Consider the following 25,296-nt stretch of genomic DNA (forward strand, 5'->3'; position numbering starts at 1 on the left):
TCGCCAATAATCCCTACGTTTTCGGCATCTTTATCCATATACCGAAAAATGACGCTATAACCGGTAGGTGACAGGTAATCTCTCACAATTTCCGGACTTTTATGCGCTGTATTCATCTATTTCCAGTCCTTTTAACACGTCTATCTGTCGTTTGCCAAAATACTCTCTCAGACAGTTTCATTGTATCACTAAAAAAGGAAGGAGAGGCTTTCATGATATTACCCTTTCCTTTCAAAATATGACAGCCTAAGCTACGGCATTGCAGCCGCCCAAACTTAACGGCTCAAAACAATCAGGCGTATTTCATGAGCCTGGAGCGTTTCTGTAAGATTCAATGTGCCTTCATGGCACTGGATCTTTTCGCCTTCGATCCTTGGCGTACACATCCGGCGCAGATATTCTGCTTCTGACCGGCTGGATATCTCCTGCCCGAGCTGATACCACATTCCTAAAACATTGCCGTACTGAGGGCTGATCCGATAGCGGCGCAGCTCCCACACGCCATTCTCCATATTGACCATGGTCATATGAATGGTCAGCTCCAACTGGTTTTCATAGAGATGATCAAGATCTTTCAGTTTCAGGTCGCTTTCTCTGCGCAGATAATACGTCTGTCCAATGGCCTTATAATTAAAGCATAAAATCTTATACCGGCCGTTTCTGTCCGCAGTGATCATATATCCGTCGCCGCGGGCCACAAGCATCTGATCCATAAACGACATAAATTGAAGGGCGTAAAAGCATGGTTTGACAATGCCCTCCTTGGTCAGCAGCCCGGCAGCTCCAATCAGCGTCTTCGGGGAATCGTAGTAATCGGAATCCTGATCGCTGAGCAGGCTGTACGCGCACATCCAGGCGCCTTCCAGATTATCAGTCATGTTTTTCAGCATCAAGGCCGCCTTACCGCAGCTATCATTATAAAAAGTTCGCTGGGACAGACTCATATTCCACTCCATAATATACAAGGGAATATGCTCAATCCCCCATGACCGGGCCATCTCCCTGTAATGCTCCAGCTCTATGGCTATGAACCGGGTGTGGGGCCGGATCGCTGATCCCAGAACGTCATTTTCATCAATGTGACAATATGGGAATGTATAGATGGATATAAAATCCGGCGGCCAGGGAAGCTCTGCGGCTTTCTCAAGAAATTCCCTGACAGGCACGTGCATATTTCCAAGAACAAAACCGGCGCCGCCTACCATAATTTCCGGAATATAGCCTTTAATGATCCCTGCCGCGGCCTCAAACACTTTGGTATAATCATAATCTTCCATCACCGTTACAATGGCGTTGGCGTAGGCCTCTCCTGGGTCAAACCATACGTTAAACATCCAGTGCCCCACATTTTCCTCCCCATACCGCCGGATCACATGCTTCATGAACAGATTCAGGACTTTTTCAAATTCCTTCTGGCTTTCATAGACTTTCTTCCGCTCCGAGGTAAAAATGGCCCGGTCAAAATCTTTAAGTGTACTTTTAGGCCGGTCACCAAGGTCGATCACCGGAATAATGTTGTGATCAATGAGAAAATCAAGGACTTCATCAACACGGGCAAAATTCAGCGTCTGAAACGTATGGTTTTCCCTCAGCTTCATATCCCACCCGAAGAGATTGTCCACCTGCCCGTATTCAAAAGGAATGTTTTCACAGGCAAAGCAGATTTGGCGCTGAATGCGGGCTGAGAGAATATCTTTGGCATCGCCGAGATGGATCGCCTTTGTCCAGATCTTACGACAAGCCCGGCGTCCTTCCCCGTCCTCCCGGATATATTTTTCCAGCTTTTTATCTGTTTTTTCCAGCGCCTTTTTTTCCAGATAATTTTCAATCACTTCCCTGCTCCCGGCTTCCGGAATATCCACCCTGGTCTTTGTCTCTTTTTTGGCCGATTCTTTATATTCCGTGGGCGTCATCTGATATACTGACTTAAACACCCGGTTAAACAGAGACGGGCTGGCAAAACCATTATCAACGGCAATCCTTGTCATAGGTTTGTCAGAATAGAGAAGATCCTCAATGGCATGGTGCAGCCGTATATTATTCATATACTGGACAAAATTCATACCGGATATTTTTTTAAAATATTTGGAAAAGGACGTCTCGGACATATACATTTTGTCAGCCATTTCCTTTAAAGTCACCGGGCGGAAATAATTTGCGTTCATATACTGAAGCATTTCTTCCCGCTCAAACCGGCTTTTTCTGCTCCACTGGTTTTCCATACCGGTGACAAGAAAATGTTCGGCCAGACATCCCACCAGTTTATAGTAGAGACTTTTCTTCATATAATTTTCCGATTCACTGACTTTCCACACGTCTAAAATCTCATCCAGTATGGATGTCAGCATTCGGTACTCATCAGAATCACTGACCGCGGAATTGCACCAGAACAGGGCAAAGTCACTGCCAAGATCTTCCAAAAGCGGCCTGTACTCCAGAGAAATACGGCAGAACCACCAGGATTCCCTGCCGGCATCTTTGCCCTTCATAATGCAGTGCCGGTTATTGGAATTCACCATAATGATATCGTTGGCTCCCAGTGCATACTCTTTGTCATTGATCTGCACACATGCCTGACCCTCCAGCATATAAATCATTTCCACATCCATATGTCTGTGAACCTGCGGCTGTTCTCTGTTTAAAATCTCTACCTCCAGCATATGCCATACCTCCATTTTTATCCAGGACACGGATCAAAGTTATCTTTTTAAAGTATAGCATACTCCATGGCCGCTTACAAAACCTTTCCCCGAAACAGCCCCGCGGCGGCAGAAAAATGTCTTATCGGACAGCCTCGTTCTGAGTTCTCGCCAGAATTTCATCCTGCAGTCTCTGGGTCAGTTGAACATAATAAGCACTGTATCCGGCCACACGAACCATCAGGTCTTCATGATTCTCCGGATGAACTCTGGCGTCCAGCAGTTCCTTTTCATCCACAATATTAAACTGGATGTGCTTTCCGCCATAGGAGAAATATGTGCGGATCATTGCCGCGAGTTTGGACAGATCCCGGTCATCTCTCACCGCTGCCGGCTGAAATTTCATGTTGAAAAGTACAGCCTGGTAGCTGTCCTGAGGAATTTTAATCGCGCTGCGAATCACTGCCAGCGGCCCGTTCACATCCTGTCCCCGCATCGGCGATGCTCCGGCATCGGCCAGTGTTTCCCCACAAAAACGCCCGTCAGGCGTCGCCCCGGTCATGGCTCCGCCCGGCGCGTGTCCAAAAATAGATACGGCGGAGGAACGGTAAATGGTTCCTGTCACGCATTTCATTTCATGGCAGTATTCATCAAAGCAGGCGTACATATCGCCCACCATTTTATCCACGCCATCAATATCATTGCCGTATTTTTCCGCTTCCAGGCACATCTTCTGCAGATCCTCATACCCTTTCCAGTTGGCGTCCATAGCCGCTTTTAACTGGGAAAGCGTCACTTTACGCTCCTCATATACCAGTTTTTTCACCGCGTACAGGGCATTTCCAAGATTCACAAGACCTACCGGGCAGATAACTCCCGCATTCTCAAAAGGCATCTGTTTAATCTGGTAATCAATCCCATCTTCAATACCTCTGTACATAAAAGCGGTTTTAACCGGCTCAGGGAAGTTTCTCTGCATGGAGGTGATCATCAGGTTGCAGTACTGGGACATAAGATAAATAAAATATTTAAATTCATCTTTAAATGCCGCTTCAAATTCTTCATAGTCGGTCCACTGATCCAGATCTCCCGCATCGTGGCCCAAAACCATACCGTCTTTAATGCCATGATTAAGAAAAACGTCCAGGCACATAGGCGTTACAAACATGCAGGCCGTCATTGTCCTGGATTTTCCGGGGAGATTGACGTCAATGCATCCGGTAAGTACATAATCTCTGGCGTCTTTAATATCCACACCGTTTATTGTCAGGTACTTAATATAGGATTTATCGCCTACAAAAGCCGGCATGCTCAGGCCCATACGGACACATTCCAACCCCATTTCCAGGAGATCTTCCGGCGTACTCTCAGCCACCCGGAGAGTGACTGTCGGATGGGCGCCCGGACATTCCCGCAGCGCTTTCAAGATAAGATAGCTCAATGGATTGGCTGCGTCTGATCCATCCGGCTTTACACCGCCGATAACAATATTGTGCCATTTGGCTTCACCGTTGGTCTGGTCCCGGTTGTCCTTACTTTGGATCGTTCCCAGATGATAATCTTTAATGCGGAGCAGTTCAAAAAGTTCCAGAACATCTTCATCTGTAATGCGGCCAGCTTCAATATCTTTCTTATAGTAAGGATAAAAAATCTGATCCAGACGTCCCATACCCAGCGCCACATTGGGGCAGGCTACTGTAAGGAAGATAAACCAATACATCTGTACAGCTTCACGGAATGTGCGGGCCGGATAGCGGGGTACCCGGCGGCAGATTTCTTCCATCTGAAGAAGCTGCGCCTTCCAACCCTCATCGGTTTCTGTCTTTGCCATTTTCCCGGCAAGATCCGCCATTCTTTCTGCGTACAGGCATATGCCTTCCAGACTTTTCTTCATACATTTGATATAAATATAGCGGTCGTATTCTTCCGTTGTCTCAAAAGAAAGTTTTTCCATTTCCCGGTCGCACTGATTCATCATCTCTTCCAGGCCGGTTTTAAGGGCGCTTTCGTAGTCCAGGCAGACAAGAGCCTGAGCCGGGGTAAGATTGAGCCCTCCCTGAGCGCCGCACTGTAGGGTCTGGCGGCCATGCTCAAGCCCCTCCCATTTTACAAGGGCCATTCCAGAGCGAAGGAAAGGCATGAGGAAGGAATCTTCAGAAAGAACTTCGGCAATACCGTCGTTAAGGCCATAGGGAGGAACGCTCTCATTGAGCTTAAACAGTTCTTCTTCATCCCCGTAAAATCCATAGCCGTCTTTTTTAAGTTCATCAATTTCATAGCGGTTCCATATGCCATTGGCATAATCAATCTCAAGACCGCCAGGGCAGGCAGCCCCATTTCCCGCAAGAATATCCCCCTTTTCGATAAATACGGGAATTCTGGCCATAATGTTATAAAAGGCCTGTGTCCGGCATTTGATCATCGGCTGACCGGTCATCTCTCTGTAAGTTTCCTGGATAATCCGGTAAGTTTCCATAGACACTGATGTTTTTTTGCGCATATTGGCATACAGTTTTTTAATGTTTTCTCTCATCATCTTCACCTCTGATTTTTAAAACTCCCAGGGCAAAAAACTTTCGTCCCGGCACTGTTTTTATATTACATAGAACCGCCGATCTGTGCGGCAATCCCATAGTTTTCCATCCATGTTTTGATCTGAGCCATCTGTTCCTCTTCCGGCTTTGAAAAAATATTCTGCCGCTCCCATTCCAGCCGTTCTTCCTTGGCTGTGCCAAAATTGTGATAAGGCAGCAGATGAACCGGCACCGACAGATCAAGCTTCTCTTTAATAAACCGCGCTGTTTTTTCAATATTATCTTTTCCGTCATTACATCCCGGGACAACAGGTATCCGTATAACCATTTTTTTCTTCATATTATGGCAGAGAATCCGGGCATTTTTTAATATTTTTTCATTGGATACGCCGGTCAGCTTCCGGTGGAGGTTTTCGTCCATGGCTTTGATATCAAAAAGGACTAAATCCGCCAAAGCCAGCGTCCGCCTCAGATTTTCCTCATCGGTATATCCGCTTGTTTCCACCGCCGTGTGAATCCCTGCCTTATGGCACCGCTCCATAAATTCTCTGGCAAACTCCCCATAGATCAGCGGTTCGCCTCCGCTTAAAGTGACGCCGCCGCCGGAACTTTCATAAAACATCCGGTCTTTTTCCACAATTTCCATCAGTTCACCGGCCGATATCTTTTTTCCTGAAATCTCCCGGGCGCCGGAAGGGCAGACTTTCACGCACACGCCGCAGGCCGCGCACTTTGTCCGGTCATTGACCGATTTGCCGTCTTTAATCACAACTGCGCCCCTGGGGCACGCCTGTACACATATGCCGCAGCCGGTACACCGCTCTTTGTAAAACAGCAGTTCCGGCGCCGCTTTGTGAGATTCAGGATTATGGCACCACAAGCATTTTAACGGACATCCCTTAAAAAAAATGGTGGTGCGTATTCCCGGCCCGTCATGAAGGCTAAAACTTTGTATATTAAATATCATCGCTTCATCCATAAATCACTCCTCCTCATTGGCGAAGATTTTGATCCGGCGCTCAAGCTTTGCGGCGCTTTTGCTTTTATGGCGCGAAACACTGTTTTCCGGGCAAAAAACAAAAAAGCACCGACAAGACCTGATGGCCTGTCCGCGCTCTGGACCGTTCTCACACTTTCGTGTTCACTATATTGACTTTTTAAAACCTTGTCCATAGATTTATTGGTGGAGATTTTCTTATCGCCTTTTGTGATTTAATTATATATAATAACTGCGGATTCGTATAGATAATTTTTAATCATATAGTTTTCAATATTTGTTTTAGATCCTCCCCAGGCAAAAAAATATTATATAATTATGTCGTTTCCTGCGCCGGTTTTTGCTGTGCCAAGCACAGATTTTCACCCGCAAAAATCGCGCGCATCCCCGGAAGGTTTCTGTAAAAGGCCAGGCGCCCTTTTATTAGAGTGCCTGGCCTTTATCAAAATTCAGGAAAACGGCATAAGGAGGATCAGAACTTTACAACAATCTCCTGGCAGATACACTCCCTGGAGTTTGCACCGACATAGATATTAAATTTTCCGTCTTCCAGACAATACTTCCCATGATTATCATAAAAACCCATATCCGACTTATACAGCTTTATGGCAACATTTTTCCTTTCACCAGGATCGAGGGATACTTTGGAAAAGCCTTTAAGTTCCCGCACAGGACGCACAAGAGATGCCGCAACATCCTGCATATACATTTGCACCGTTTCCACTCCCGGATATTTCCCTGTATTTTCCACATTCACTGATACATCGATAAAATCACCTTTATCGTCAATTTTTAAATCGCTGTAAACATAGGTCGTATAGCTCAAACCGTAGCCGAAAGGATACAGAGCCTCAAAAGGAGCGTCAAGGTAGCGGGATGAAAACTTGCTGCTGCTTCCCGGACGTCCCGTATTCGGATGATTGTAGTATATCGGGCACTGACCTGTGACATAAGGAAAGGAAACCGACAGACGCCCTGTGGGATTATATTCTCCAAAGAGTACATCTGCCACCGCATTACCCATCTGAATACCCAGGTGCCATGCTTCGACAATGACCGGCAGATTTTCGTTTTCCCAGCCAAGAGCCAGAGGCCTGCCATTCATAAGCACAGTAACCACAGGCTTATTTCCTTTCAGAAGTTTTTGCAGGAGGTCTCTCTGTTTTCCAGGAAGGGTAATATCCGTTTTTGAAGCAGCTTCACCAGACATAGCAACCAGCTCTCCCAGAACCGCGACAATAACGTCTCCATCCTCTAAAGCTTTTGAAATTTCATTTTCATTTAGATCCCCTTCCGGGCCTCCGCATGGATAATAAGAAATATTGGCTCCGGCATTGCGCAGGCCGTCAAGAATGGACACGCAATCCTTCTTTTCCCAATTCATTCCCCAAGCTCCGATAATTTCTTCTTTCATATCGGCAAGATTACCTACAAGACTGATCTTCTGGCCCTTTTTTAATGGGAGAATATTTCCTTCATTTTTCAAAAGGACAATAGATTTTTGTCCGGCTTCCCGGGTAAGCGCTTTATGTTCTTCCGGAAGTATATCATAGCGGCTCATAGCTTCTTTAGATACATAAGGATGTTCAAACAGGCCCAGCCATACTTTTACAGATAATATTCTTTCAACAGCCTCATCGATCACATCTAAGGAAACCCTGCCGTCAGCTACAGCTCCGGCCAGATATTTTAAAAAGATTCCTGTTCCCATATCCATATCCAGGCCGGCATTTACCGCCTGGATACCAGCTTCCATGTCATCTTCCGCAATGCCATGATCGACACATTCCCTCACGGCATTGGCGTCACTGACGACAAAACCTTTAAAGCCAAACCTGTTTTTAAGAATCTCTCTCAGCGTGTACTTGTTAACAGTACACGGAACACCGTTCAGATCATTAAAGGCAGACATCACCGACGCCGCGCCTTCCTCTGCGGCTGCTTTAAAAGGAGGCATATATGTATTAAAAAGCATGGAAGCGGACATACTGACCGTATTGTAATCCCGACCGGATTCACAGGCGCCGTATGCCACATAATGCTTAGGGCACGCCGCCACATAATTGTCCACACAGGAAAGATCCCCTTGAAGCCCCCGAACCTTCGCCCGGGCAAACTGCGAGGCAAGATAAGGATCTTCCCCAGGCCCTTCACATACACGGCCCCATCGGGGATCATGGGCCACATCGATCATCGGCGCAAAATGCCAGTTAACTCCCTGTGTCCTTGACTCTTTCGCAGCCATACCGGCTGTGCGTTCAAACAGATCCGGATCAAACGCTCCGGCTTCCGCAATAGCAATGGGATAAACAGAACGGAAGCCATGGATGACATCCAATCCGATCAGAAGTGGAATACCAAGGCGGCTTTCTTCAACAGCAATCCTCTGAAGTTCATTTGCTATTTCCGGATCATGGAGCATCTCCCCGCCAACACGTCCGGCTCTGATATCATCTTCCTGATAATCTCTGTCAGCACTATTTATAATCTTTCCAAAATCCTCAAAAGAAATCTTCCCTTCGTCAAACATTTTGACTAATTCAGGGAAAGGCAGATCAAAACCGCCGACAATGGATGGGGAAATGAGATTAAGCTGTCCCAGCTTTTCCTCAAGAGTCATCTGTGCAATCAATGTTTTTACCTTTTGTTTTTGTTCATCTGTTAAACGATACATAAAATCTTCTCCTATCATTGAGCGGACGCAATCTTCTTATTTAGCCAAAAAGAAAAGACGACCCTGTCAAAATTCTATCTTCCGAAAAATTCTGATATTTAAGGGAATCGTCTTTTCCTCTTAGTTTTAAATCACATATCCCGAAGCAAGCGCATCCGCCTGACTTACCGCCTGCGGTCTTCTTACTGCTGCGCCAGCCAGTCATTAAGCTGATTCTGATATTCAGCGACAATCTTGTCCGCGCCTACAGCAGCGAGACGTTCCTGGAAATCCTGATAAACTTCTTCGCTGGCCATTCCAGTCTCAACCTGAGGTCTGAACTCGGCAAGCACATTGTTGATTCCGGACAGTTCAGTAGTCACAGCGCTTAAATCCGCAGAAAATCCAAGATAAGCAGATACCGGAGTAGAATCCATAAGTTCTTTGGTAATCTCTCTGCGGTCGGCCTCAGCGCCTTCCCATGGAAGAACAAGGAACTGGTTTCCAACAGTATAGTCCGCCAGGTGGTATGCGGGGTTTTCATTGCCCTCAATATAATGGGCGATACCGTCAGTCACTTCATAGTCCACGCCTTCGATTCCCCATGCCATAAGGTTGTTAATGCGGGCGTCAGTGTACATCATATTTAAGAAAGCAATAGCTGCTTCAGGTTCTTTGGCAGCGGACGGTACGCCCCATGTAAATTTGGTACATGATCCTGTGCTGATAGGGTAGGATAAAATAGGCACGCAGGTCACAGGCATACCGCACAACTGTGTCTGGGCGTCTTCAACACCATACTCGCCGTCCATAATAAAGGAAAACGCTACATTGCTCTTGATCAGCTCGCTGCCCGTAGCACTTTCTGTCTGAGCATCTTTATAAACGAAACCTCTGTCATACCAGTCTTTAACCTGCTCATACATTGCCCGGTACTCATCAGAACTGTAAGTAAGTTCTACTGTAGGATCAGATCCGTCCGGATTTACGCCAACAAGGTTCATTGTATCGCCAAGCATATCAAAGGCTGTCATGTCCGCGAATTTATCTCCGCCAATGCATCCGCCGCCTGTAGTAAAGATGAGAATACCAGCTCCAGCTCCAATCGGCGCCAGATTTGACCATTTCTCACTGCTGGCAACGGCTTCCAGAATTTCTTCATACTCAGTCATGGAGGTCATATTCTGAGCTTTCTCTAAAAGTCCAAGGTCTTCAAGGACGTCTGTACGCATAACTATATACTCGGACGATGATACATCCCTGTAAACCGGCACTGCGTAAATACCGCCGTCTACGGTAGTAGCCGCCATAAGATCACCAACTGTATCAAGCACACCCTGGCCGTATTCTTCCAGAAGATCGCTGATGTCCTGAAGCTGTCCCTGGGAACGCATCGTCGTAAAGCTTGCGGGGCCGCCGGGCATGGTCAGGATCAGATCAAGCTGCTCGCTGGAGGAAAGTTTCAGGTTCACCTGCTGATCATAGGAACCAATCTCAATAACTTCGACATTTACATGGGTATTGATCTCAGATTCTGTGATCTTGTTGATCTCCGCTTCCACAGCGTCCACTCCGGCAGGTACCGGACCCATGGATACATAGAGAATATTAATATCAACAATATCATCCCAGGGAACGCCAACTTCGGAAGCAGCGCTGTCGCCGCCTTCCGTGGCTGCGGTATCTTCGCCGCCCTGTGTTCCTTCGCTGGCCTGAGCCTGTGTATCTACGCCATTGTTTGTTGCCGCGGATTCAGACCGGCCGCAGCCTGCGGCAACTGTCAGTGCCATTGTACCTGCCAGCGCCATCGCTATCCATTTTCTTCCTTTTTTGTTCATTAAAAACCCTCCTAGTTTTTACTCAGGTATTGCTCTGCTTTAATCCAGCCACTCAATACCTTTTTTAATGTTGCGGTTCCAGAAATCCCATTCATGAGCGCCATCATCTTCGTAATACAATAGGCTGGCTCCGTGTTTTTCCAGAAACTCTTTATAGTTACGATTATTTTCAAGCAGTCCGTCATCCTTGCCGATGGCCATAAAAATGTCTACTGGAAGTTTTGCGTCCAGAAACAACTGTCTCGGATCCATATCGCTTCCCGGAAGTTTTGACACATCGCCGCCAAAGATCCGGTCATAGTGGCTTCTCTTCTGGAAGCTCAATTTGGCATCCTCCGTAGAGTTTACCGCATCATCCATAATCAGGGCACTGGACAGGGCAATAATCTTGCTGAATGTTTCATTGTACTTCAAACCGTTGCGCAAAGCTCCGAATCCGCCCATGGAAAGCCCTCCAATATAGGTATCTTCCCTCTTGTCTGACAGGGGATACAGGGTTCTTGTCATTTCCACAAGTTCCTCGCCGATAAATTTTCCCCATGGCTCACTGGGATTGTTATCAATATAAAAATTATTATGTCCGTCAGGCATGATCACTGCCAGATGATGGTCTGTGGCATACTGGACAATCTGTGTCCCATAAATCCAGTCTCTGTCGTCGCCTGTGATCCCATGAAGAAGATACAGTGTCCGAAGCGGCTTTTTCATCTCAAAGGGCTTTGGATTAAAATTTGGAAAATCACCGAAATCTTCAAAAGGAAGGATCGCCGTAAATGTTACAAATCGTCCCAGCGCCGGGGACTGATAACGGGTAGTTGTAATTGCCATCCCAATTCCTCCATTTCATATGCATGATACCGCCTGTATAATTTCGCGCGTCTGGCAGTACCTGCGTTCATCTCTGATGTCTGTTCTCTATCTTTCTGGATGCTATTATAGGCAGAAATGGCTCACAGAAATAGGCTATTTTTAATCAGATAAATTTGACAATTTGTTTCGCAGTAATTTATAAACAAAATTTTATTACATATTTTTGCATTACTGACCCCTATACACTGAGAGGTTACCATATTTTATTTTTCGTAATCCGAGAAAGGATCTGAAATAAGAAGGCGAGATCAAAACACTGATTGCAAACTACGAAGACCATAAAAAATCTATTTTATACCAGTCTTTCATGGAGGCTATTATCTGGGGCAACTGGACTGAAACGGAGGCTGAGAGAAAAATGTGTTTTCATTATCCTGCCAGGGCCTCGCGCCTGAAGAAATCGCAAAACAGTGTAATATTTTTAAAGAACAGGTTGAAGAAATTTTACAATAAGCATTAGAAAAGAGCAGCCGGCTCAATGTCAGCAAAGATTTTGCTTCGGAACATAATCTCAGGGGAGACTCCCACTTCCTGACCATTGAGCGTCTGCTTTTTTATTTAGAAAATATCATCATAACTCAAAGGACTCTCCGTCATCCGGCATAAACAGATTTCCGGAATAATAGCGCTTCCCTTCCTCCATATACAGCCCTTTGCGCTCCTTGCCATGGGTTTCCTCAGTATGATAGAGGATCAGATTGGGAATTTCCATAGTCTGAGCCAACTCACAGGCATCCTTTACAGTACTGTGATGTTTCTCATAAGGTTTAAACTGCTCCGCCTCTGAATGAAGACAGAATGCTTCATGAAGAAGCCAGTCGCACCCGCGGATATACTTTTCTTCACAGGGATTATAAGGTTCATCACCGCAGCATCCCACCAACACGCCTTCCGGCGTCCTATAGGAAAATCCAAACTGACGTTCCTTTGAAGATTGGATATCAAAAAATACCGCCTCTCCTCCAAGAATATTCGCTTTATCTCCATTTTCCACAGATACGAAATGTATACGCCCGCCCAAATGTTTTGTCACTTTATTCTGGATAGTAAAACGTGCCATAGTTGTTATAGCAGAAACAAGACCGCTGTGACAGTAAATCCGTAATTCTCCGTCGTATTTTCCCTGATTCATCTGCTGTCCGATCATGCGGATCAGCCAAAGCACGCCAGTCACATGATCAAGATGCGCGTGAGTTACAAAAATATCATGGATCTGGCACAGTTTTATCCCCTGCCGCTTTAAAATGCCAAGGATCTGATTGCCTCCGCCGGCATCCACAAGAAAGTGACCCTGATCATTTGAAAAAACAAAACATGTGTTGTAAATTTCTGTTACTGTGGCATTTCCTGTGCCAAGCATTGTCAGCTTCATTCCCTATTTCCTCCAATATTTATCCGGTCGGCGCTGGACGCGTGCCACCGGCACGCAGCGCCCGACCGCGTATTACGCAAAAAACCGGCTCCTGAGTATCTCCCAAGAACCGGTTTTACTATTTTACTTATTCCTGAACATATGGCATTAAAGCGATATGTCTTGCTCTCTTGATAGCAACTGTAAGGGCTCTCTGATGCTTTGCGCAGTTGCCTGTGATTCTTCTGGGAAGGATTTTTCCTCTCTCAGATACATATCTCTTTAACTTGTTCACGTCTTTGTAATCAATGACTGCGTTTTTATCTGCACAGTATACACATACTTTTCTTCTTCTGCGGCCGCCGCGTTTTCTCATAGGAGCGTCGCTTCTCTCTTTATTGTATGGCATAGCAAAAACCTCCTTCATCAAATTTAATACACCTTTTGTTCAAAGCCTGCTTCAAACAAAAAATAAATCATCAACTAAATGGTAATTCCTCGTCAATTCCTTCCGGAATATTCATGAAACCGTCGCCAATCGCCGCGCTGGGTTCCGGCTTTGGAGCTGCCGCCTGATAGCCGCCGCCATAACCTGCGTTATTCTGGCTGGCTGCCTTGCTCTCGGCAAATTCCTGTTCGTCAACAACAACGTCTGTAGTATAAACCTTAACACCGTCTTTGTTCACGTAACTGCCGGTCTGGATCCTTCCCACGATCGCAATCTTTGTCCCCTGTCTGAAATACTTCTCAGCAAATTCAGCAGTACGTCCAAAGGCTACACATCCGATAAAATCCGCGTTGTTCTCCCCGTCTCTGCGGTAAGAACGATCTACGGCCAGCGTGTATCTTGCGACTGCGGTTGCTTTCTCACCCTGAGAATAACGAATCTCAGGATCTCTTGTCAAACGACCCATTAAAATGACCTTATTCATGCTTGGACCTTCCTCTCCTGATTAAGCGTCCTGTTTAACGCATAAATAACGGATAACATTTTCCATGATGCGTACGCGCTGCTCGATCTCATTCGGGCAATTAGAATCAGATTCAAAAGTGATGAAGTAGTAAAATCCTTCTTTCATTTTCTGGATTTCATAAGCAAGTCTTCTCTTGCCCCAGTCATCAACATTAACAACTGTACCGCCGAAACGAGTGATATACTCTTTAATTCTTTCGATGGTTGCTGTTCTTACGTCGTCTTCTACTTTTGCACTGACAACAACTGTTAATTCGTACTTTTTCATGCCAAGTACACCTCCTTCTGGTCTTTTGGCCCTCCGATTGGCGGAGAGCAAGGATTGTTCTCTGCGTGAGCGTATCTCACAGCTAATAAGCATACCATGTTTCAGAAGGAAAAGCAAGCATTTTTTACCCATTATTAATTCGTTTTCAGGACGATGGCAGCCTAAACCTTGTCACTATTTTATGCATGTTACTATTTTATGCCGGAAACACTCGCTGTTTCCGGCCACCGTAAAGGGTACCAAAACCTGCATATCTTCAAGCTGCCGTTTTCATGTAACTTGTTCATTTCCACAGATTTATCCATACTCAAATGCGGCTTTGCCAATGGCGCAGACTAAAATACTGCAGCCTTTTAGATACCCCGGAAAGCCGCCGGGGTAATCTGGCGCACATTTTTTTCAACCTGTTTTCTGGGAATCATGATCTGATGTCCGCACCCCATACATTTAAGCCTGAAATCTGCCCCGATACGAAGGACTTCCCACTCAAAACTGCCGCAGGGATGCTTTTTTTTCAATTTAACTACATCGCCTACCTGGATATCCATAGACTCACCTTTTTGAACCTTTCATAACGATGATCGCCCAGCCGTACCGGGCATCTGCAATGATGTATACACTGGGTAGTGCCTGAACCCCAATATTTATGCTCACTATACTGGAAGGTTTCTCCCCTTCCTGACCCAATGTCCTACTGTCAGTATAACATCAGTTTCCAGGTTTTGCAAAAATTTTAGCAACTATTAGGCCATGTCCGGTTTAACAAAAAATACGGCGCAAGTTTACTTGCCAGAAATTTTTATTAAAGCAGACATATAGTGCCAAGCCAAATCGAGGCTTCAGACGCCTTAGCGGCGGTAAAGCAGCGTTATCGGCGACAATCCGTGATGCATGGCTAAATAATTACAAATTTTAAATCGGTGAAATTTCAAGAAAACTGTCAAACAGATATGTCCTCTTATCCCCCGGCTTGGTGCCGGCAAAATAAGCATCCGCAGAAATGAATATTTAAGACTCGCAAGTCTTAGCACGGGATTCAGATCAGAGATAGCTGAACAGTTATAAAAACTCTCTCCCGTGACTTTAAACTTATTGTAGCAGAATATTCATGGATTTTAAAGAGGATATTTTTATAAATGATTGACAAACTTTGACAAAAGCAGACCGGCATCGCCTTTTTTCGCTCTTGCGCTCTGTCTTAACATACTTTATACTATTGATAGCATATCAGTTCAGCCATCAGGGATGGGCGGGATGATTGATGCTTGCATAAGAAGCAGCCCGCCCCATTCCTGATGAGCGGAGCGTCAGATAATGAACAATGGAGTGGCATAAGCCGCGGGTCAGCGCGCAAGCGCGGCGCAGCGTAGGCTGGGATGAACTGTTAATAACATTTCTATTTTCTTTTTATCTTTTATTGTAAACTTCCCCCAAATTGACTATACTTATTAAGGAGGACAAGCTATGGATGGCCCCATTCAATGGCATCCCGCTTTTTATTCTGCCCTTCAGATTGAGCTGGCCGCAGACGCCTCTGCCCTGATTTTTGAATCTGAGCATTTGCTCAGCAAAAAACCGATGCAGATTGACGTCATTATTATCAAAAAGCCGGATAACTATCATATACATAAGACGATGGGACATATTTTCCGCAGATATAACCTGATCGAATATAAATCTCCAGAGGATTACTTATCCATCAATGACTTTTACAAAGTTCTGGGCTATGGCTGTTTTTATCAGTCAGACACTTTAAAAGTTATGGAGATCCGGCCGGAGGAGATCACGCTCACTTTTGCCAGCAGCCATTTTCCAAAAAAACTGATGGCTCATATGAAAGAAGATCTTCATTTACGGATCACCGCATATGATACAGGTATTTTTCATGTGCAGGGCGGAATTTTTCCCATACAGGTTCTGATCACCGGAGAGCTTTCAAAAAAGGATTACTACTGGCTTCAACATCTTAGAAAAGATCTGAAGGCAGGCGGCGAGATCAAAGCACTGATCGAGAACTATGAAGGCCATAAAAAATCTATTTTATACCAGTCTGTCATGGAAGCTATTATCCGGGGCAACTGGGCTGAAACGGAGGCTGAGAGAAAAATGTGCGACGCTTTAAAAGAATTATTCGCGGAAGATTTTAAACAATCAGAAAATCGTGGACTTCAAAAGGGACTTCAGCAGGGACTTCAAAAAGGCATTCAATTAACTAAAACTGTATTTTCATTGTCACACCAGGGATTTTCTGTGGAAGAAATCGCAAGGCAGTGCAACATTTCAAAAGAACAGGTTGAAGAAATTCTGCAATAATTGACGGCATTAAAACAGTTATAAACTCCGGGGGTGCAAAGATTCATATTTCTTTGCAGCCCCGGGAATCACACAATATTTATCGTTCTACAACTATGGTAAGCAGGCAAAGATCGTCCTGTCCGGTATTAATAATGCTGTGCTGGGAGCCTTTTTTGCAAATATGGCAGCATCCTGGAGTCAGGATCTCCAATTCTCCGTCACAGATTGCTTTCCCTGTTCCGGACAGGACATAATTAATATCATCGCTGGTTTCATGCTTATGATTGCCGATAGAACCGCCAGCATGAATACGGCAGGGAATGATCTTACCTCCGTTGCCCATGTACATCCTGGCTGTCATTTCTCCGATTCCATTATTCATACCCGGGGCGGTGCGCTCGGGCATCTCATTGAAGTTGATCAGCATATCGCTTCCCCCTCATGTTTGTTTTAATATGATGATACCATAAAGTGATGTCGGAGTCAAAAAATCATGATTACTGTTTCCGGCTGCCGCAAATCGTGATAAACCATATCTTTATAAAGCATTTCTTTTTATCTTTTATTGTAAACTTCCCCAAAATTGACTATACTTATAAGGAGGACAACTTATGGATGGCCCCATTCAATGGCATCCCGCTTTTTATTCCGCTCTTCAGATTGAGCTGGCTGCAGACGCCTCTGCCCTGGCTTTTGAATCTGAACATCTCCTCAGTAAAAAACCGATGCAGATTGACGTCATTATTATTAAAAAGCCGGATGACTATCATATACATAAGACAATGGGACATATTTTCCGCAAATACAACCTGATCGAATATAAATCTCCTGAGGATTACTTATCCATCAATGACTTTTACAAAATTATGGGCTATGGCTGCTTTTATCAGTCGGACACTTTAAAGGTCATGGAGATCCGTCCGGAAGAGATCACTCTCACTTTTGCCAGCAGCCATTTTCCTAAAAAACTGTTGGCTCATATGCAAAAAGATCTTCACTTACGGATCACAGCATATGATACAGGTATTTTTCACGTACAGGGCGGAATTTTTCCCATACAGATCTTAAACACCAGAGAGCTTTCTAAAAAGGATTATTACTGGCTTCAGCATCTGAGAAAAGATCTGAAATCAGGAGGCGAGATCAAAACACTGATCGAGAACTATGAAGACCATAAAAAGTCTATTTTATACCAGTCTGTCATGGAAGCTATCATCCGGGGCAACTGGGCCGAAACGGAGGCTGAGAGAAAAATGTGCGACGCTTTAAAAGAATTATTCGCGGAAGATTTTAAAGAATCAGAGAACCGCGGACTTCAAAAAGGACTTCAGCAAGGACTTCAACAGGGACTTCAACAGGGTATTCAATTAACTAAAACCGTATTTTCATTATCCATTCAGGGATTTTCTGCGGAAGAGATCGCAGGACAGTGCAGCATTTCAAAAGAGCAGGTTGAAGAAATTCTGCAATAATTGGCGGCATTAAAACAGTTATAAACTCCGGGGGGTGCAAAGATCCATATCGAGAACTATGAAAGCCATAAAAGTCTATTTTATACCAGTCTGTCATGGAAGCTATCATCCAGGGCAACTGGGCCGAAACGGAGGCTGCGAGAAAAATGTGTGACGCTTTAAAAGAATTATTCGCGGAAGATTTTAAAGAATCAGAAAACCGTGGACTTCAAAAGGGACTTCAAAAAGGCATTCAATTAACTAAAACTGTATTTTCATTGTCACACCAGGGATTTTCTGTGGAAGAAATCGCAAGGCAGTGCAACATTTCAAAAGAACAGGTTGAAGAAATCCTGCAATGATCTGCTGATGAGCTACGACTAACCCGGCAATATCCGCAAACTGCAAAACACTGTTTCTTTTGACACAAAAACACCGGAAGTTACATTTTATCCATATTTTAGGATGCTTCCGATAAAATGTTTACTGCCGGTGTTCTCTGATGAAAATCGTAACAGATAGAAATAACGGGTAAAGAAGGATATATTTAATTAATGATTGTTAATATGTTGCTTCGTAGTCAAAAACTCCCCAGGGCGTTTCCTGTTTCCACATAGCCAGAGATTTTGACTGCGCTTTAATTTCTTCAGTTGTTACAAATCGGCCTTCTCTGCTGGATAAGAAGATCCCATCGGTCAGAAGGGAGACATTCAGAGCGATTTCCGGTGTATTATACCGCTCGTCCTCTTTCAGCTCTCCGATCAAATATTTATACCAGTGCATCTGATTATCATACCAGACCATGACCTGGGAATCATAACACCGATTTTGCATCTGATTATAGTAGGTTCTCAGATCACAGTCGATATGTATACCATGATATTCTCCGGTAAATCTCATTCCCGGCTGCATATTTTCAGGCAGATAACCGCCCGGTCCCTGTCCCATAGACCAGTCTCCGCCAACCTCGTCAATATTCCACCAGGATAATGCTCCTTTATCCCCGGTAATATAGGAAGTGGGCAGCTGGATCACATTACATGCATTAGCTTCCTGAATATCCAGTGTAAGACCGCCTTCAAACTCTGCCAGTCCGACGCACATATCTTCCACTTCAATATTTCTTCCCCGGATAGGACTGGGAATTTTATGGTACTCTTTTCCAAAGACGCCGTGCAGTTTTGGAAGTCCTAGCAGGAAAAGCATCTGACCAAGATGATATATCCCTGTATCAATGCTCTGCCCGTGTCCGGCCATTTCCGTTTTCATGAAATCCGGCGTTCCTCCGTTAAAAGGACCATCTATGGAAGGCCGTCTCCTGTAATTGGCAATGACAGACCGGGCATGATAAATCTCTCCCAGTATACCATCCTTAATCAGCCTCAGACCTGTTCGAGTCTGCTCTGAAAATAATGAACTGATCTGAACAGCGAATTTCACGCCGCAGGTCTTGGCACAATCCATCATAAGTTTACTGTCATAATAGGACGCCGACATTGGTTTTTCACAGTAGCAGTGAAGGCCGGCTTTCATTACAGCAATACAAATGGGTGCATGAAGGTTATTGTGTACACATACATCTACTGCGTCAATATCGTCTCTTTTCAGCATTTCTCTGAAATCTGTATATGTATCCGCGATTCCGTATTTTTCAGACCAGACGCGCAGCCTTTTTTCATCAATCTCCGCGGCCGCGATCACTTTTACCTGAGGGATATGAGCCCATACCTTCATATGCCGGTGAGAAATAGAGCCCGTCCCTATGACAGCGATACGTATTTCTTTCATTTAAGTTTTGCTCCTTACTGCACAGGACGTACCGTTGTAAAATCTTCCCATCCTGTTCCTGTCAGTCCAGGGCAAGTCAGCCCTGCTGTTGTCAGTTCCATTTTTACTGTCGTATTTGTTCCGATAAACACATAATGTTCTTTCATATAATCCTGGCATTCCTTGTAAGCGGCAATGCGCTCGTCCATATCAAAGGCATTGTAAGCCGCGTCAAGAAGCGGATAAAAGTTTTCATCCTTGTAATTACATCCGCCGGCTACTTCATCTGTAGAAATACGGCCGTCAACCAGACGCAGGTTTTCTGTATAATACATCGGGCTTAAATCGGTAATGGCCATGTCATAATCGCCTGAGCGAAGAAGATCAAAATGAATCGGCGTTTCATTGACAGTAAGGTTCACAGTAATACCTCCCTGGCGAAGATTCTCCTGAATGATCTCACACTGGGGCTGCTGAACTGCCATACATGTCATCTCAAGAGTAAGGCCATCCGCATATCCGGCCTCAGCCAGAAGCTCTTTTGCCCGCTCAACATTGACTTCACGCACTGTGCCTTCCGGTTCTGGATCATAAACGATGGAATAAGGCGAAATTGTTGTCTGGCACTCTTTTCCAAGACCATTTCCTGTCAACTGATTTAACGCTTTAACATCAACCAGGTTCCAGATTGCTTCTCTGACAAGCTCATTGTTTAAGCCTTCCCGCTCACAGTTGAGATAAATACCGCCAGTCAGCATTGTATCAAGATAATGAACAGAAACTGCCTCGTTTCCCTCATAAATCTGCCCCTGCGATGTTGGCAGTTCCATTGCCAGATCCACATCGCCGCTCTCTACAGCCATAGCTCTGGCGGCAGCGTCGTTAACAAATACAAATCTCAGATTTTTATAATAAGGTGCTTTCTCTGTATTCCAATAATTATCATTGCGCTCAAGAAGAATATACTGCCCCGGCACCCATTCTTTAAAGGTATACGGCCCTGTGCCATAGCCCTCAACGGGATACAATTCTGTGTTGTCCACACCGCCCATGGCCTCCAGGGTATTTTTACTTAAAATTGTAAAGGTATCCTGGCAGAAACGCTCCGGAGCCTGAACCCAGATTCCATTGGTCTCAAAGACCATATTATAATCATCTTCGATTTCTGTGGCATCAAGATTATAAATTTGAAAGCTTCCGCCACTAAGCTCAGATTTTACCTGGAATGTATACAAAACATCGTCGGTTGTCAGCTCATCACCGTTTTGGAAATAAATTCCTTCCTTTAATGTAATCCGGAAATGAGTATCATCAATCCACTCATAGTCCGCAAGGTTTGGAAGAATTTCCCCGGTTTCCGAGTCCCATTTTACCAGAGTTTCAGCCATACAATTAATGACAACGCCTGCCTCCTTTAAAGAAGACGGTGACGGCATCAACGTTGGCGGCTCCGCTGTCAGAGCAATAGTTAAAGTCTCATCAGAAGTCCCTGTAACCCCCTGCTGTCCACTGTCAGACACTGCTGCTCCGGACTCTGTTCCACCGGATGCCGTCTGTGCGTCTCCACTGCCGCTTCCGGAAGTATCTGCCTGCCCGCTGTTCCCACCGCAGCCGGATAATAACCCCAGTGCCAATACGGCTGTCATAAATAATGCTGTTCTTCTCTTCATATCTTCTCCTCCAATTCTTTGAGTACCTTTGGTACAGTTTTAAATTTCATTGACCCGATGACACAATACATAGTGGTGATTTCCGCAATCCGTAAGCTGCGGTTCTGAGGCAAAACACTGATCCTTGGCGTAGGGACAGCGCGGTGCGAACCGGCAGCAGGGTTTTGGATCAATGGGTGACGTAAGTTCTCCTTTCATCTCAATTTTATGCTGTTTCACATGAATATTCGGTATGGGTATAGCTGACAGCAAGGCTTTTGAATATGGATGCAGCGGCCGTTTAAACAATTCCTTAGCTTGGCATTTTTCAACAACCTGACCCAGATACATAACACAGATTTCATCTGAAATATGCTTAACAACCGACATATCATGGGTGATAAACATATATGTAAGGTTTCTTTCCTTTTGCAGATCCTGCAAAAGATTTAACACCTGCGCCTGGATTGACACATCCAGGGCCGACACAGGCTCATCGCAGACGATGAAATCCGGATTCAGAGACAGGGCTCTCGCAATACCTATCCTCTGTCTCCTTCCACCGTCCAATTCATGGGGGTAACTGTTTTTCAGCCTGGCGGCCAAACCTACTGTGTCCATGAGATCGCTGACTCTTTTCTCAAGCTCCTGCTTACTGGATGTCAGCTTGTACGTCTGGATCGGCTCCGCTATGAGCTGTGATACACTCATTCTGGGATCCAAAGATGCATACGGATCCTGGAAAATCATTTGCATTCCCACTCGAAGATGTTTAAACTCTTTATTGCTAAGAGATGTAATATTTTCGCCTTTAAAGCACACTTCTCCGGAGGTGGGTTCCAGAAGCCGGATTATCGTTCGTCCCAGAGTTGATTTTCCACATCCGGATTCCCCTACAATTCCAAGAGTTGTTGATTTTTCAATATTTAATGTCACATCATCCACAGCATGAAGGATCCCGCCCGCTGTGTTAAAATATTTTTTTAAATGCTTAACCTCAATCAGCGCCATGATCCTCATCTCCCTTCCCACGAACTTCGTGGATACACTTCACAAAATGCCCAGGTTCAACTTCTTTTAATGCCGGATTTTGCCTTTTACATTCTTCCGTACAATAGTCACACCGATCATAAAAACTACAGTAAGGCGGCAGTTGGGTGGGATCGGCCACGGCACCTTTAATGGGCTTTAAGCGCTCCACATCTTTATCCATAGTAGGCAAAGAATCAAACAGACCAATGGTATAGGGATGCATAGGATGATCAAAAATATGTTCCACCCTTCCTTTTTCAACAATTTCACCGGCATATATTACTGCGCATTTATTACAAATATCCGCAACCACGCCAAAATCATGAGTGATCAGCAGCATAGCTGTACCGAACTTCTTTTGAAGCTGCTTCATCAATTCGAGAACCTGGGCCTGAATGGTCACATCCAGAGCTGTTGTAGGCTCATCGGCAATAATCAGTTCCGGCTCACAGGCCAGGGCAATAGCAATAACTACCCGCTGCTTCATCCCACCGGAAAACTGATGGGGATAATCGTTATATCTTGTTCCCGGAATACCGACAGTTTCCAGCATCTTCACCGCATGTTCTTTGATCTCGCTTGGCGCCATACTGGAATTATGAAGCTGTATAACCTCGGCGATCTGTGCGCCTACAGTCTGGACAGGATTCAAAGCGGTCATAGGATCCTGGAATACCATACTGATTTTTTTGCCGCGGATCTTTTGAAGTTCTTTTTTGCTTTTCTTCATCAGATCCTGGCCTTCCAGATAGATTTCTCCGGAGATCACATGGGCCGGAGGTTTTGGCAAAAGATTCATAATACTCAGCGCAATCGTCGTTTTACCTGCGCCAGTCTCCCCGACCAGACCTAAAACCTCCCCCTTTTCAATGTCAAAGGACACATTATTAACGGCCTCCACAACCCCATCATCCGTTTCGTAGTGAACAATCAGATTTTTTATTTCCACTAATTTTTTGTTTGAAATATTCTGCTGTAATTTATTTTTCATGGGCCGTCTCCTCCTATTTCAGTTTGGGATCAAGGGCATCCCGCAGACCATCACCGAACAGGTTAAAGGAAATAACTGTAAACATAATCATCAGCCCCGGAAAAAGTACCATATGGACACCGCTCCTCAAATACTCTTTGCCAGCGGACAAAATGGCTCCCCACTCCGGCGTTGGCGGCACAATTCCCACACCAATATAGCTTAAAGTGGACACCATAAGGATTGCGGCGCCAACCATACCGACGGCGTTGATCACAATCACACCAATAGCATTAGGTACAAGATGGCGGATAATAATTTTCCCTTCTGAAACGCCAATAGCCTTTGACGATTCCACATAGTCACTGTCCTTTACAGTAAATATAGCAGCCCGGCATGTTCTCGCCACATTGGGCATAAAAGCGATAGACATTGCTGCTACAAGCTGAGGTATTCCATTGCCAAGAACAGCCACGACAGCAATTGCCATTAATATGGCCGGAATTGCCTGAAAAACATCCATAATTCGCATGATAATATTGTCGACTTTTCCGCCGCAGTATCCGGCAATAACACCTATAGTTCCACCAAGAGCCATGCCTGCCACCACACACAAAAGTCCGATAGGCAATGACCATCTGGCCCCGTAAACACAACGGCTGAAAATATCCCGGCCCATATTATCCGTCCCAAAAGGATGTTCAAGACATGGCCCCAGGGCTATGGCGCTGTAATTTTGTTCCTGATAAGAATAGGGAGCGATAAGATCCGCGAAAATCGCTACAAGAAGCAGGATTCCAATGATCACCATTCCCAATACTGCCGTTTTATTTCGCGTAAGGCGTCTCCATGCGTCCTTTCCGGGAGACGCGCTGCCTTTTCTTTTTTTCCTTTTTTTATTAATGCGCCTCATGGCATCAGTTTCAATTTTTGACATGAATCCCCCTCCCAACTAAGCCGCAGCCGCTTTTTTCTTTCGTTTCGTCCCTGTAACAATGGTACCTTTCAACCGGGGATCAACAAATGTATAGCTGAGATCTACAACCAGATTGACAAAGGTAAACACAAAGGCCAGCAAAATGACGCCGCCCTGTACTGCCGGGAAATTTCTCTGGCTAATGGCATCTGTAATATACTTTCCAATACCCGGCATACCAAAAATCGTCTCGATGACAAGCGCTCCTCCAAGCTGGGTACCTAGAGAATTTCCAACTGCAGCAAGTATGGGAATCATGGCGTTTCTCAGAGCATGGCGGGTAATGATCTTTTCCTCCGTCTGCCCCTTCGCCTGCGCCATACGGATATAATCCGAACGTATAACCTCAAGCATGCTGGAGCGGGTGATACGTGTAAGCCCGGACATTGCTGACAATGCGATAACAATCACCGGCATAATCCAGCTTGCCAGACTTGCGTCATAAATCGAGGGCAGCCACCCCAGCTCCACACTGAATAATGACAAAAACATTAAAGCCAGCCAGAAGCTTGGTATGGATACAGCCAGCATGGAAATCACCAGAATCAGACTGTCAATCCAAGTATATTGCTTCACCGCTGACAGTATCCCCAGCGGAATCGCCAGCAGTGTTCCAAGCAATACCGATCCAAGGGCCAGAATAAATGTTATTGGAAATCTCTGCATCAGTTCCTCAGATACCGGCTGTCCTGTTTTATAGGAAGTTCCAAAATCCAATTCTGTTACAATCCCTTTTACGTAATCAACAAACTGGACAATGATCGGATCATTTAGCCCCAGTTCTTCCCTCTTCGCTTCCCGTTCCTCGGCAGTTGCCGTTGTTGGTAGAATCATGTCCACCGGATCGCCCGGCATAATACTTTTAAGGGCAAAAACAATGATCAACACTCCGAGCATAACAGGGATCACATAGAGAATCCTTTTGACAATGTACCATAACATTTCCCCTTTATACCTCCTCCTATTTTGTGCAAAAATATCATATTTAACGATATTTTTAAGAATATTATAGTGTTTTTGACGCTTTTTTCTG

Annotated in this window: 21 protein-coding genes; 3 read left to right on the forward strand and 18 right to left on the reverse strand. The window is 45.1% G+C overall.

Annotation, left to right across the window (positions count from 1 at the left end; genetic code table 11):
- Positions 1–275 precede the first annotated feature (275 nt).
- The 11 genes from HNP82_RS08580 to HNP82_RS08630 form a co-directional block, all read right to left on the reverse strand.
- A complete protein-coding gene (locus tag HNP82_RS08580) occupies positions 276–2,660 on the reverse strand; it encodes a GH39 family glycosyl hydrolase (protein ID WP_183773366.1) in 2,385 nt (794 codons plus the stop codon).
- A gap of 121 nt (positions 2,661–2,781) precedes the next feature.
- Complete coding sequence (locus HNP82_RS08585; RefSeq protein ID WP_183773368.1) at positions 2,782–5,175, reverse strand: pyruvate formate lyase family protein; 2,394 nt, start codon at positions 5,173–5,175, stop codon at positions 2,782–2,784.
- Between the two features lie 62 nt (positions 5,176–5,237).
- Positions 5,238–6,152: a glycyl-radical enzyme activating protein gene (locus tag HNP82_RS08590; protein WP_183773377.1), complete on the reverse strand. Its 915-nt coding sequence runs from the start codon at positions 6,150–6,152 to the stop codon at positions 5,238–5,240.
- Positions 6,153–6,642: 490 nt separating this feature from the next.
- Positions 6,643–8,844, reverse strand: a complete 2,202-nt coding sequence (locus HNP82_RS08595; protein WP_183773379.1) for a glycoside hydrolase family 3 N-terminal domain-containing protein — start codon at positions 8,842–8,844, stop codon at positions 6,643–6,645.
- Positions 8,845–9,026: 182 nt separating this feature from the next.
- Positions 9,027–10,661: an ABC transporter substrate-binding protein gene (locus HNP82_RS08600; protein ID WP_183773381.1), complete on the reverse strand. Its 1,635-nt coding sequence runs from the start codon at positions 10,659–10,661 to the stop codon at positions 9,027–9,029.
- A 39-nt stretch (positions 10,662–10,700) separates the two neighbouring features.
- Entirely contained in the window at positions 10,701–11,489 is a 789-nt protein-coding gene (locus HNP82_RS08605) for an alpha/beta hydrolase (RefSeq protein WP_183773383.1), read from the reverse strand.
- A gap of 613 nt (positions 11,490–12,102) precedes the next feature.
- Positions 12,103–12,903, reverse strand: coding sequence for an MBL fold metallo-hydrolase (locus HNP82_RS08610; RefSeq protein ID WP_183773385.1), 801 nt, complete (start codon positions 12,901–12,903; stop codon positions 12,103–12,105).
- Between the two features lie 127 nt (positions 12,904–13,030).
- Complete coding sequence (gene rpsR, locus HNP82_RS08615) at positions 13,031–13,291, reverse strand: 30S ribosomal protein S18 (RefSeq protein ID WP_183773387.1); 261 nt, start codon at positions 13,289–13,291, stop codon at positions 13,031–13,033.
- Positions 13,292–13,361: 70 nt separating this feature from the next.
- Entirely contained in the window at positions 13,362–13,814 is a 453-nt protein-coding gene (locus HNP82_RS08620) for a single-stranded DNA-binding protein (protein WP_183773389.1), read from the reverse strand.
- Positions 13,815–13,835: 21 nt separating this feature from the next.
- Positions 13,836–14,123, reverse strand: a complete 288-nt coding sequence (rpsF, locus tag HNP82_RS08625) for a 30S ribosomal protein S6 (protein ID WP_183773391.1) — start codon at positions 14,121–14,123, stop codon at positions 13,836–13,838.
- Positions 14,124–14,476: 353 nt separating this feature from the next.
- The gene (locus HNP82_RS08630) at positions 14,477–14,671 is read right to left on the reverse strand and encodes a DUF951 domain-containing protein (RefSeq protein ID WP_183773393.1); all 195 of its coding nucleotides are present in this window, start codon (positions 14,669–14,671) and stop codon (positions 14,477–14,479) included.
- Between the two features lie 916 nt (positions 14,672–15,587).
- On the opposite strand from HNP82_RS08630, the gene HNP82_RS08635 reads away from it, so the two are divergent.
- Entirely contained in the window at positions 15,588–16,436 is an 849-nt protein-coding gene (locus HNP82_RS08635) for a 3-isopropylmalate dehydrogenase (RefSeq protein ID WP_183773395.1), read from the forward strand.
- A 79-nt stretch (positions 16,437–16,515) separates the two neighbouring features.
- On the opposite strand, the gene HNP82_RS08640 is transcribed toward HNP82_RS08635, so the two are convergent.
- Positions 16,516–16,845, reverse strand: a complete 330-nt coding sequence (locus HNP82_RS08640) for a cupin domain-containing protein (protein WP_183773397.1) — start codon at positions 16,843–16,845, stop codon at positions 16,516–16,518.
- A gap of 184 nt (positions 16,846–17,029) precedes the next feature.
- Here HNP82_RS08640 and HNP82_RS08645 point away from each other — a divergent pair, with 184 nt between their 5' ends.
- Both HNP82_RS08645 and HNP82_RS08650 read left to right on the forward strand, forming a co-directional pair.
- Positions 17,030–17,890: a 3-isopropylmalate dehydrogenase gene (locus tag HNP82_RS08645; protein ID WP_183773399.1), complete on the forward strand. Its 861-nt coding sequence runs from the start codon at positions 17,030–17,032 to the stop codon at positions 17,888–17,890.
- A 146-nt stretch (positions 17,891–18,036) separates the two neighbouring features.
- Positions 18,037–18,231, forward strand: a complete 195-nt coding sequence (locus tag HNP82_RS08650; RefSeq protein WP_183773401.1) for a hypothetical protein — start codon at positions 18,037–18,039, stop codon at positions 18,229–18,231.
- A 199-nt stretch (positions 18,232–18,430) separates the two neighbouring features.
- Here the strand turns inward: HNP82_RS08650 and HNP82_RS08655 are convergent, their stop codons facing one another.
- From HNP82_RS08655 to HNP82_RS08680, 6 genes are read right to left on the reverse strand one after another with little or no spacing between them, the layout of a single operon-like run.
- Positions 18,431–19,657, reverse strand: coding sequence for a Gfo/Idh/MocA family protein (locus HNP82_RS08655; protein ID WP_183773403.1), 1,227 nt, complete (start codon positions 19,655–19,657; stop codon positions 18,431–18,433).
- A 14-nt stretch (positions 19,658–19,671) separates the two neighbouring features.
- On the reverse strand, positions 19,672–21,306 hold the full coding sequence (locus HNP82_RS08660) for an ABC transporter substrate-binding protein (protein ID WP_183773405.1): 1,635 nt from the start codon (positions 21,304–21,306) through the stop codon (positions 19,672–19,674).
- A 39-nt stretch (positions 21,307–21,345) separates the two neighbouring features.
- Entirely contained in the window at positions 21,346–22,296 is a 951-nt protein-coding gene (locus HNP82_RS08665; protein WP_183773413.1) for an ABC transporter ATP-binding protein, read from the reverse strand.
- Positions 22,283–23,308 carry an ABC transporter ATP-binding protein gene (locus tag HNP82_RS08670; RefSeq protein WP_183773415.1) on the reverse strand — a complete coding sequence of 342 codons (1,026 nt, stop codon included), beginning with the start codon at positions 23,306–23,308 and terminating at the stop codon, positions 22,283–22,285. Before HNP82_RS08670 ends, HNP82_RS08665 begins: the two co-directional genes overlap by 14 nt.
- Before the next feature lie 13 nt (positions 23,309–23,321).
- Positions 23,322–24,224: an ABC transporter permease gene (locus HNP82_RS08675; RefSeq protein ID WP_183773417.1), complete on the reverse strand. Its 903-nt coding sequence runs from the start codon at positions 24,222–24,224 to the stop codon at positions 23,322–23,324.
- A 15-nt stretch (positions 24,225–24,239) separates the two neighbouring features.
- Entirely contained in the window at positions 24,240–25,205 is a 966-nt protein-coding gene (locus HNP82_RS08680; protein ID WP_183773419.1) for an ABC transporter permease, read from the reverse strand.
- Positions 25,206–25,296 lie beyond the last annotated feature (91 nt).

This window comes from Catenibacillus scindens (assembly GCF_014202115.1).
GTDB lineage: Bacteria > Bacillota > Clostridia > Lachnospirales > Lachnospiraceae > Catenibacillus > Catenibacillus scindens.

What these genes read in the sequence shown, in the direction of transcription:
- HNP82_RS08675 (WP_183773417.1), bottom strand. Translation starts at nt 24,224, where the DNA reads ATGTCAAAAATTGAAACTGATGCCATGAGGCGCATTAATAAAAAAAGG.
- HNP82_RS08630 (WP_183773393.1), bottom strand. Translation starts at nt 14,671, where the DNA reads ATGGATATCCAGGTAGGCGATGTAGTTAAATTGAAAAAAAAGCATCCC.
- rpsR (WP_183773387.1), bottom strand. Translation starts at nt 13,291, where the DNA reads ATGCCATACAATAAAGAGAGAAGCGACGCTCCTATGAGAAAACGCGGC.
- HNP82_RS08610 (WP_183773385.1), bottom strand. Translation starts at nt 12,903, where the DNA reads ATGAAGCTGACAATGCTTGGCACAGGAAATGCCACAGTAACAGAAATT.
- HNP82_RS08600 (WP_183773381.1), bottom strand. Translation starts at nt 10,661, where the DNA reads ATGAACAAAAAAGGAAGAAAATGGATAGCGATGGCGCTGGCAGGTACA.
- HNP82_RS08650 (WP_183773401.1), top strand. Translation starts at nt 18,037, where the DNA reads ATGTGTGACGCTTTAAAAGAATTATTCGCGGAAGATTTTAAAGAATCA.
- HNP82_RS08665 (WP_183773413.1), bottom strand. Translation starts at nt 22,296, where the DNA reads ATGGCGCTGATTGAGGTTAAGCATTTAAAAAAATATTTTAACACAGCG.
- HNP82_RS08580 (WP_183773366.1), bottom strand. Translation starts at nt 2,660, where the DNA reads ATGCTGGAGGTAGAGATTTTAAACAGAGAACAGCCGCAGGTTCACAGA.
- HNP82_RS08660 (WP_183773405.1), bottom strand. Translation starts at nt 21,306, where the DNA reads ATGAAGAGAAGAACAGCATTATTTATGACAGCCGTATTGGCACTGGGG.
- HNP82_RS08635 (WP_183773395.1), top strand. Translation starts at nt 15,588, where the DNA reads ATGGATGGCCCCATTCAATGGCATCCCGCTTTTTATTCTGCCCTTCAG.
- HNP82_RS08595 (WP_183773379.1), bottom strand. Translation starts at nt 8,844, where the DNA reads ATGTATCGTTTAACAGATGAACAAAAACAAAAGGTAAAAACATTGATT.
- HNP82_RS08640 (WP_183773397.1), bottom strand. Translation starts at nt 16,845, where the DNA reads ATGCTGATCAACTTCAATGAGATGCCCGAGCGCACCGCCCCGGGTATG.
- HNP82_RS08605 (WP_183773383.1), bottom strand. Translation starts at nt 11,489, where the DNA reads ATGGCAATTACAACTACCCGTTATCAGTCCCCGGCGCTGGGACGATTT.
- HNP82_RS08585 (WP_183773368.1), bottom strand. Translation starts at nt 5,175, where the DNA reads ATGATGAGAGAAAACATTAAAAAACTGTATGCCAATATGCGCAAAAAA.
- HNP82_RS08645 (WP_183773399.1), top strand. Translation starts at nt 17,030, where the DNA reads ATGGATGGCCCCATTCAATGGCATCCCGCTTTTTATTCCGCTCTTCAG.
- HNP82_RS08680 (WP_183773419.1), bottom strand. Translation starts at nt 25,205, where the DNA reads ATGTTATGGTACATTGTCAAAAGGATTCTCTATGTGATCCCTGTTATG.
- HNP82_RS08670 (WP_183773415.1), bottom strand. Translation starts at nt 23,308, where the DNA reads ATGAAAAATAAATTACAGCAGAATATTTCAAACAAAAAATTAGTGGAA.
- HNP82_RS08590 (WP_183773377.1), bottom strand. Translation starts at nt 6,152, where the DNA reads ATGGATGAAGCGATGATATTTAATATACAAAGTTTTAGCCTTCATGAC.
- HNP82_RS08655 (WP_183773403.1), bottom strand. Translation starts at nt 19,657, where the DNA reads ATGAAAGAAATACGTATCGCTGTCATAGGGACGGGCTCTATTTCTCAC.
- rpsF (WP_183773391.1), bottom strand. Translation starts at nt 14,123, where the DNA reads ATGAAAAAGTACGAATTAACAGTTGTTGTCAGTGCAAAAGTAGAAGAC.
- HNP82_RS08620 (WP_183773389.1), bottom strand. Translation starts at nt 13,814, where the DNA reads ATGAATAAGGTCATTTTAATGGGTCGTTTGACAAGAGATCCTGAGATT.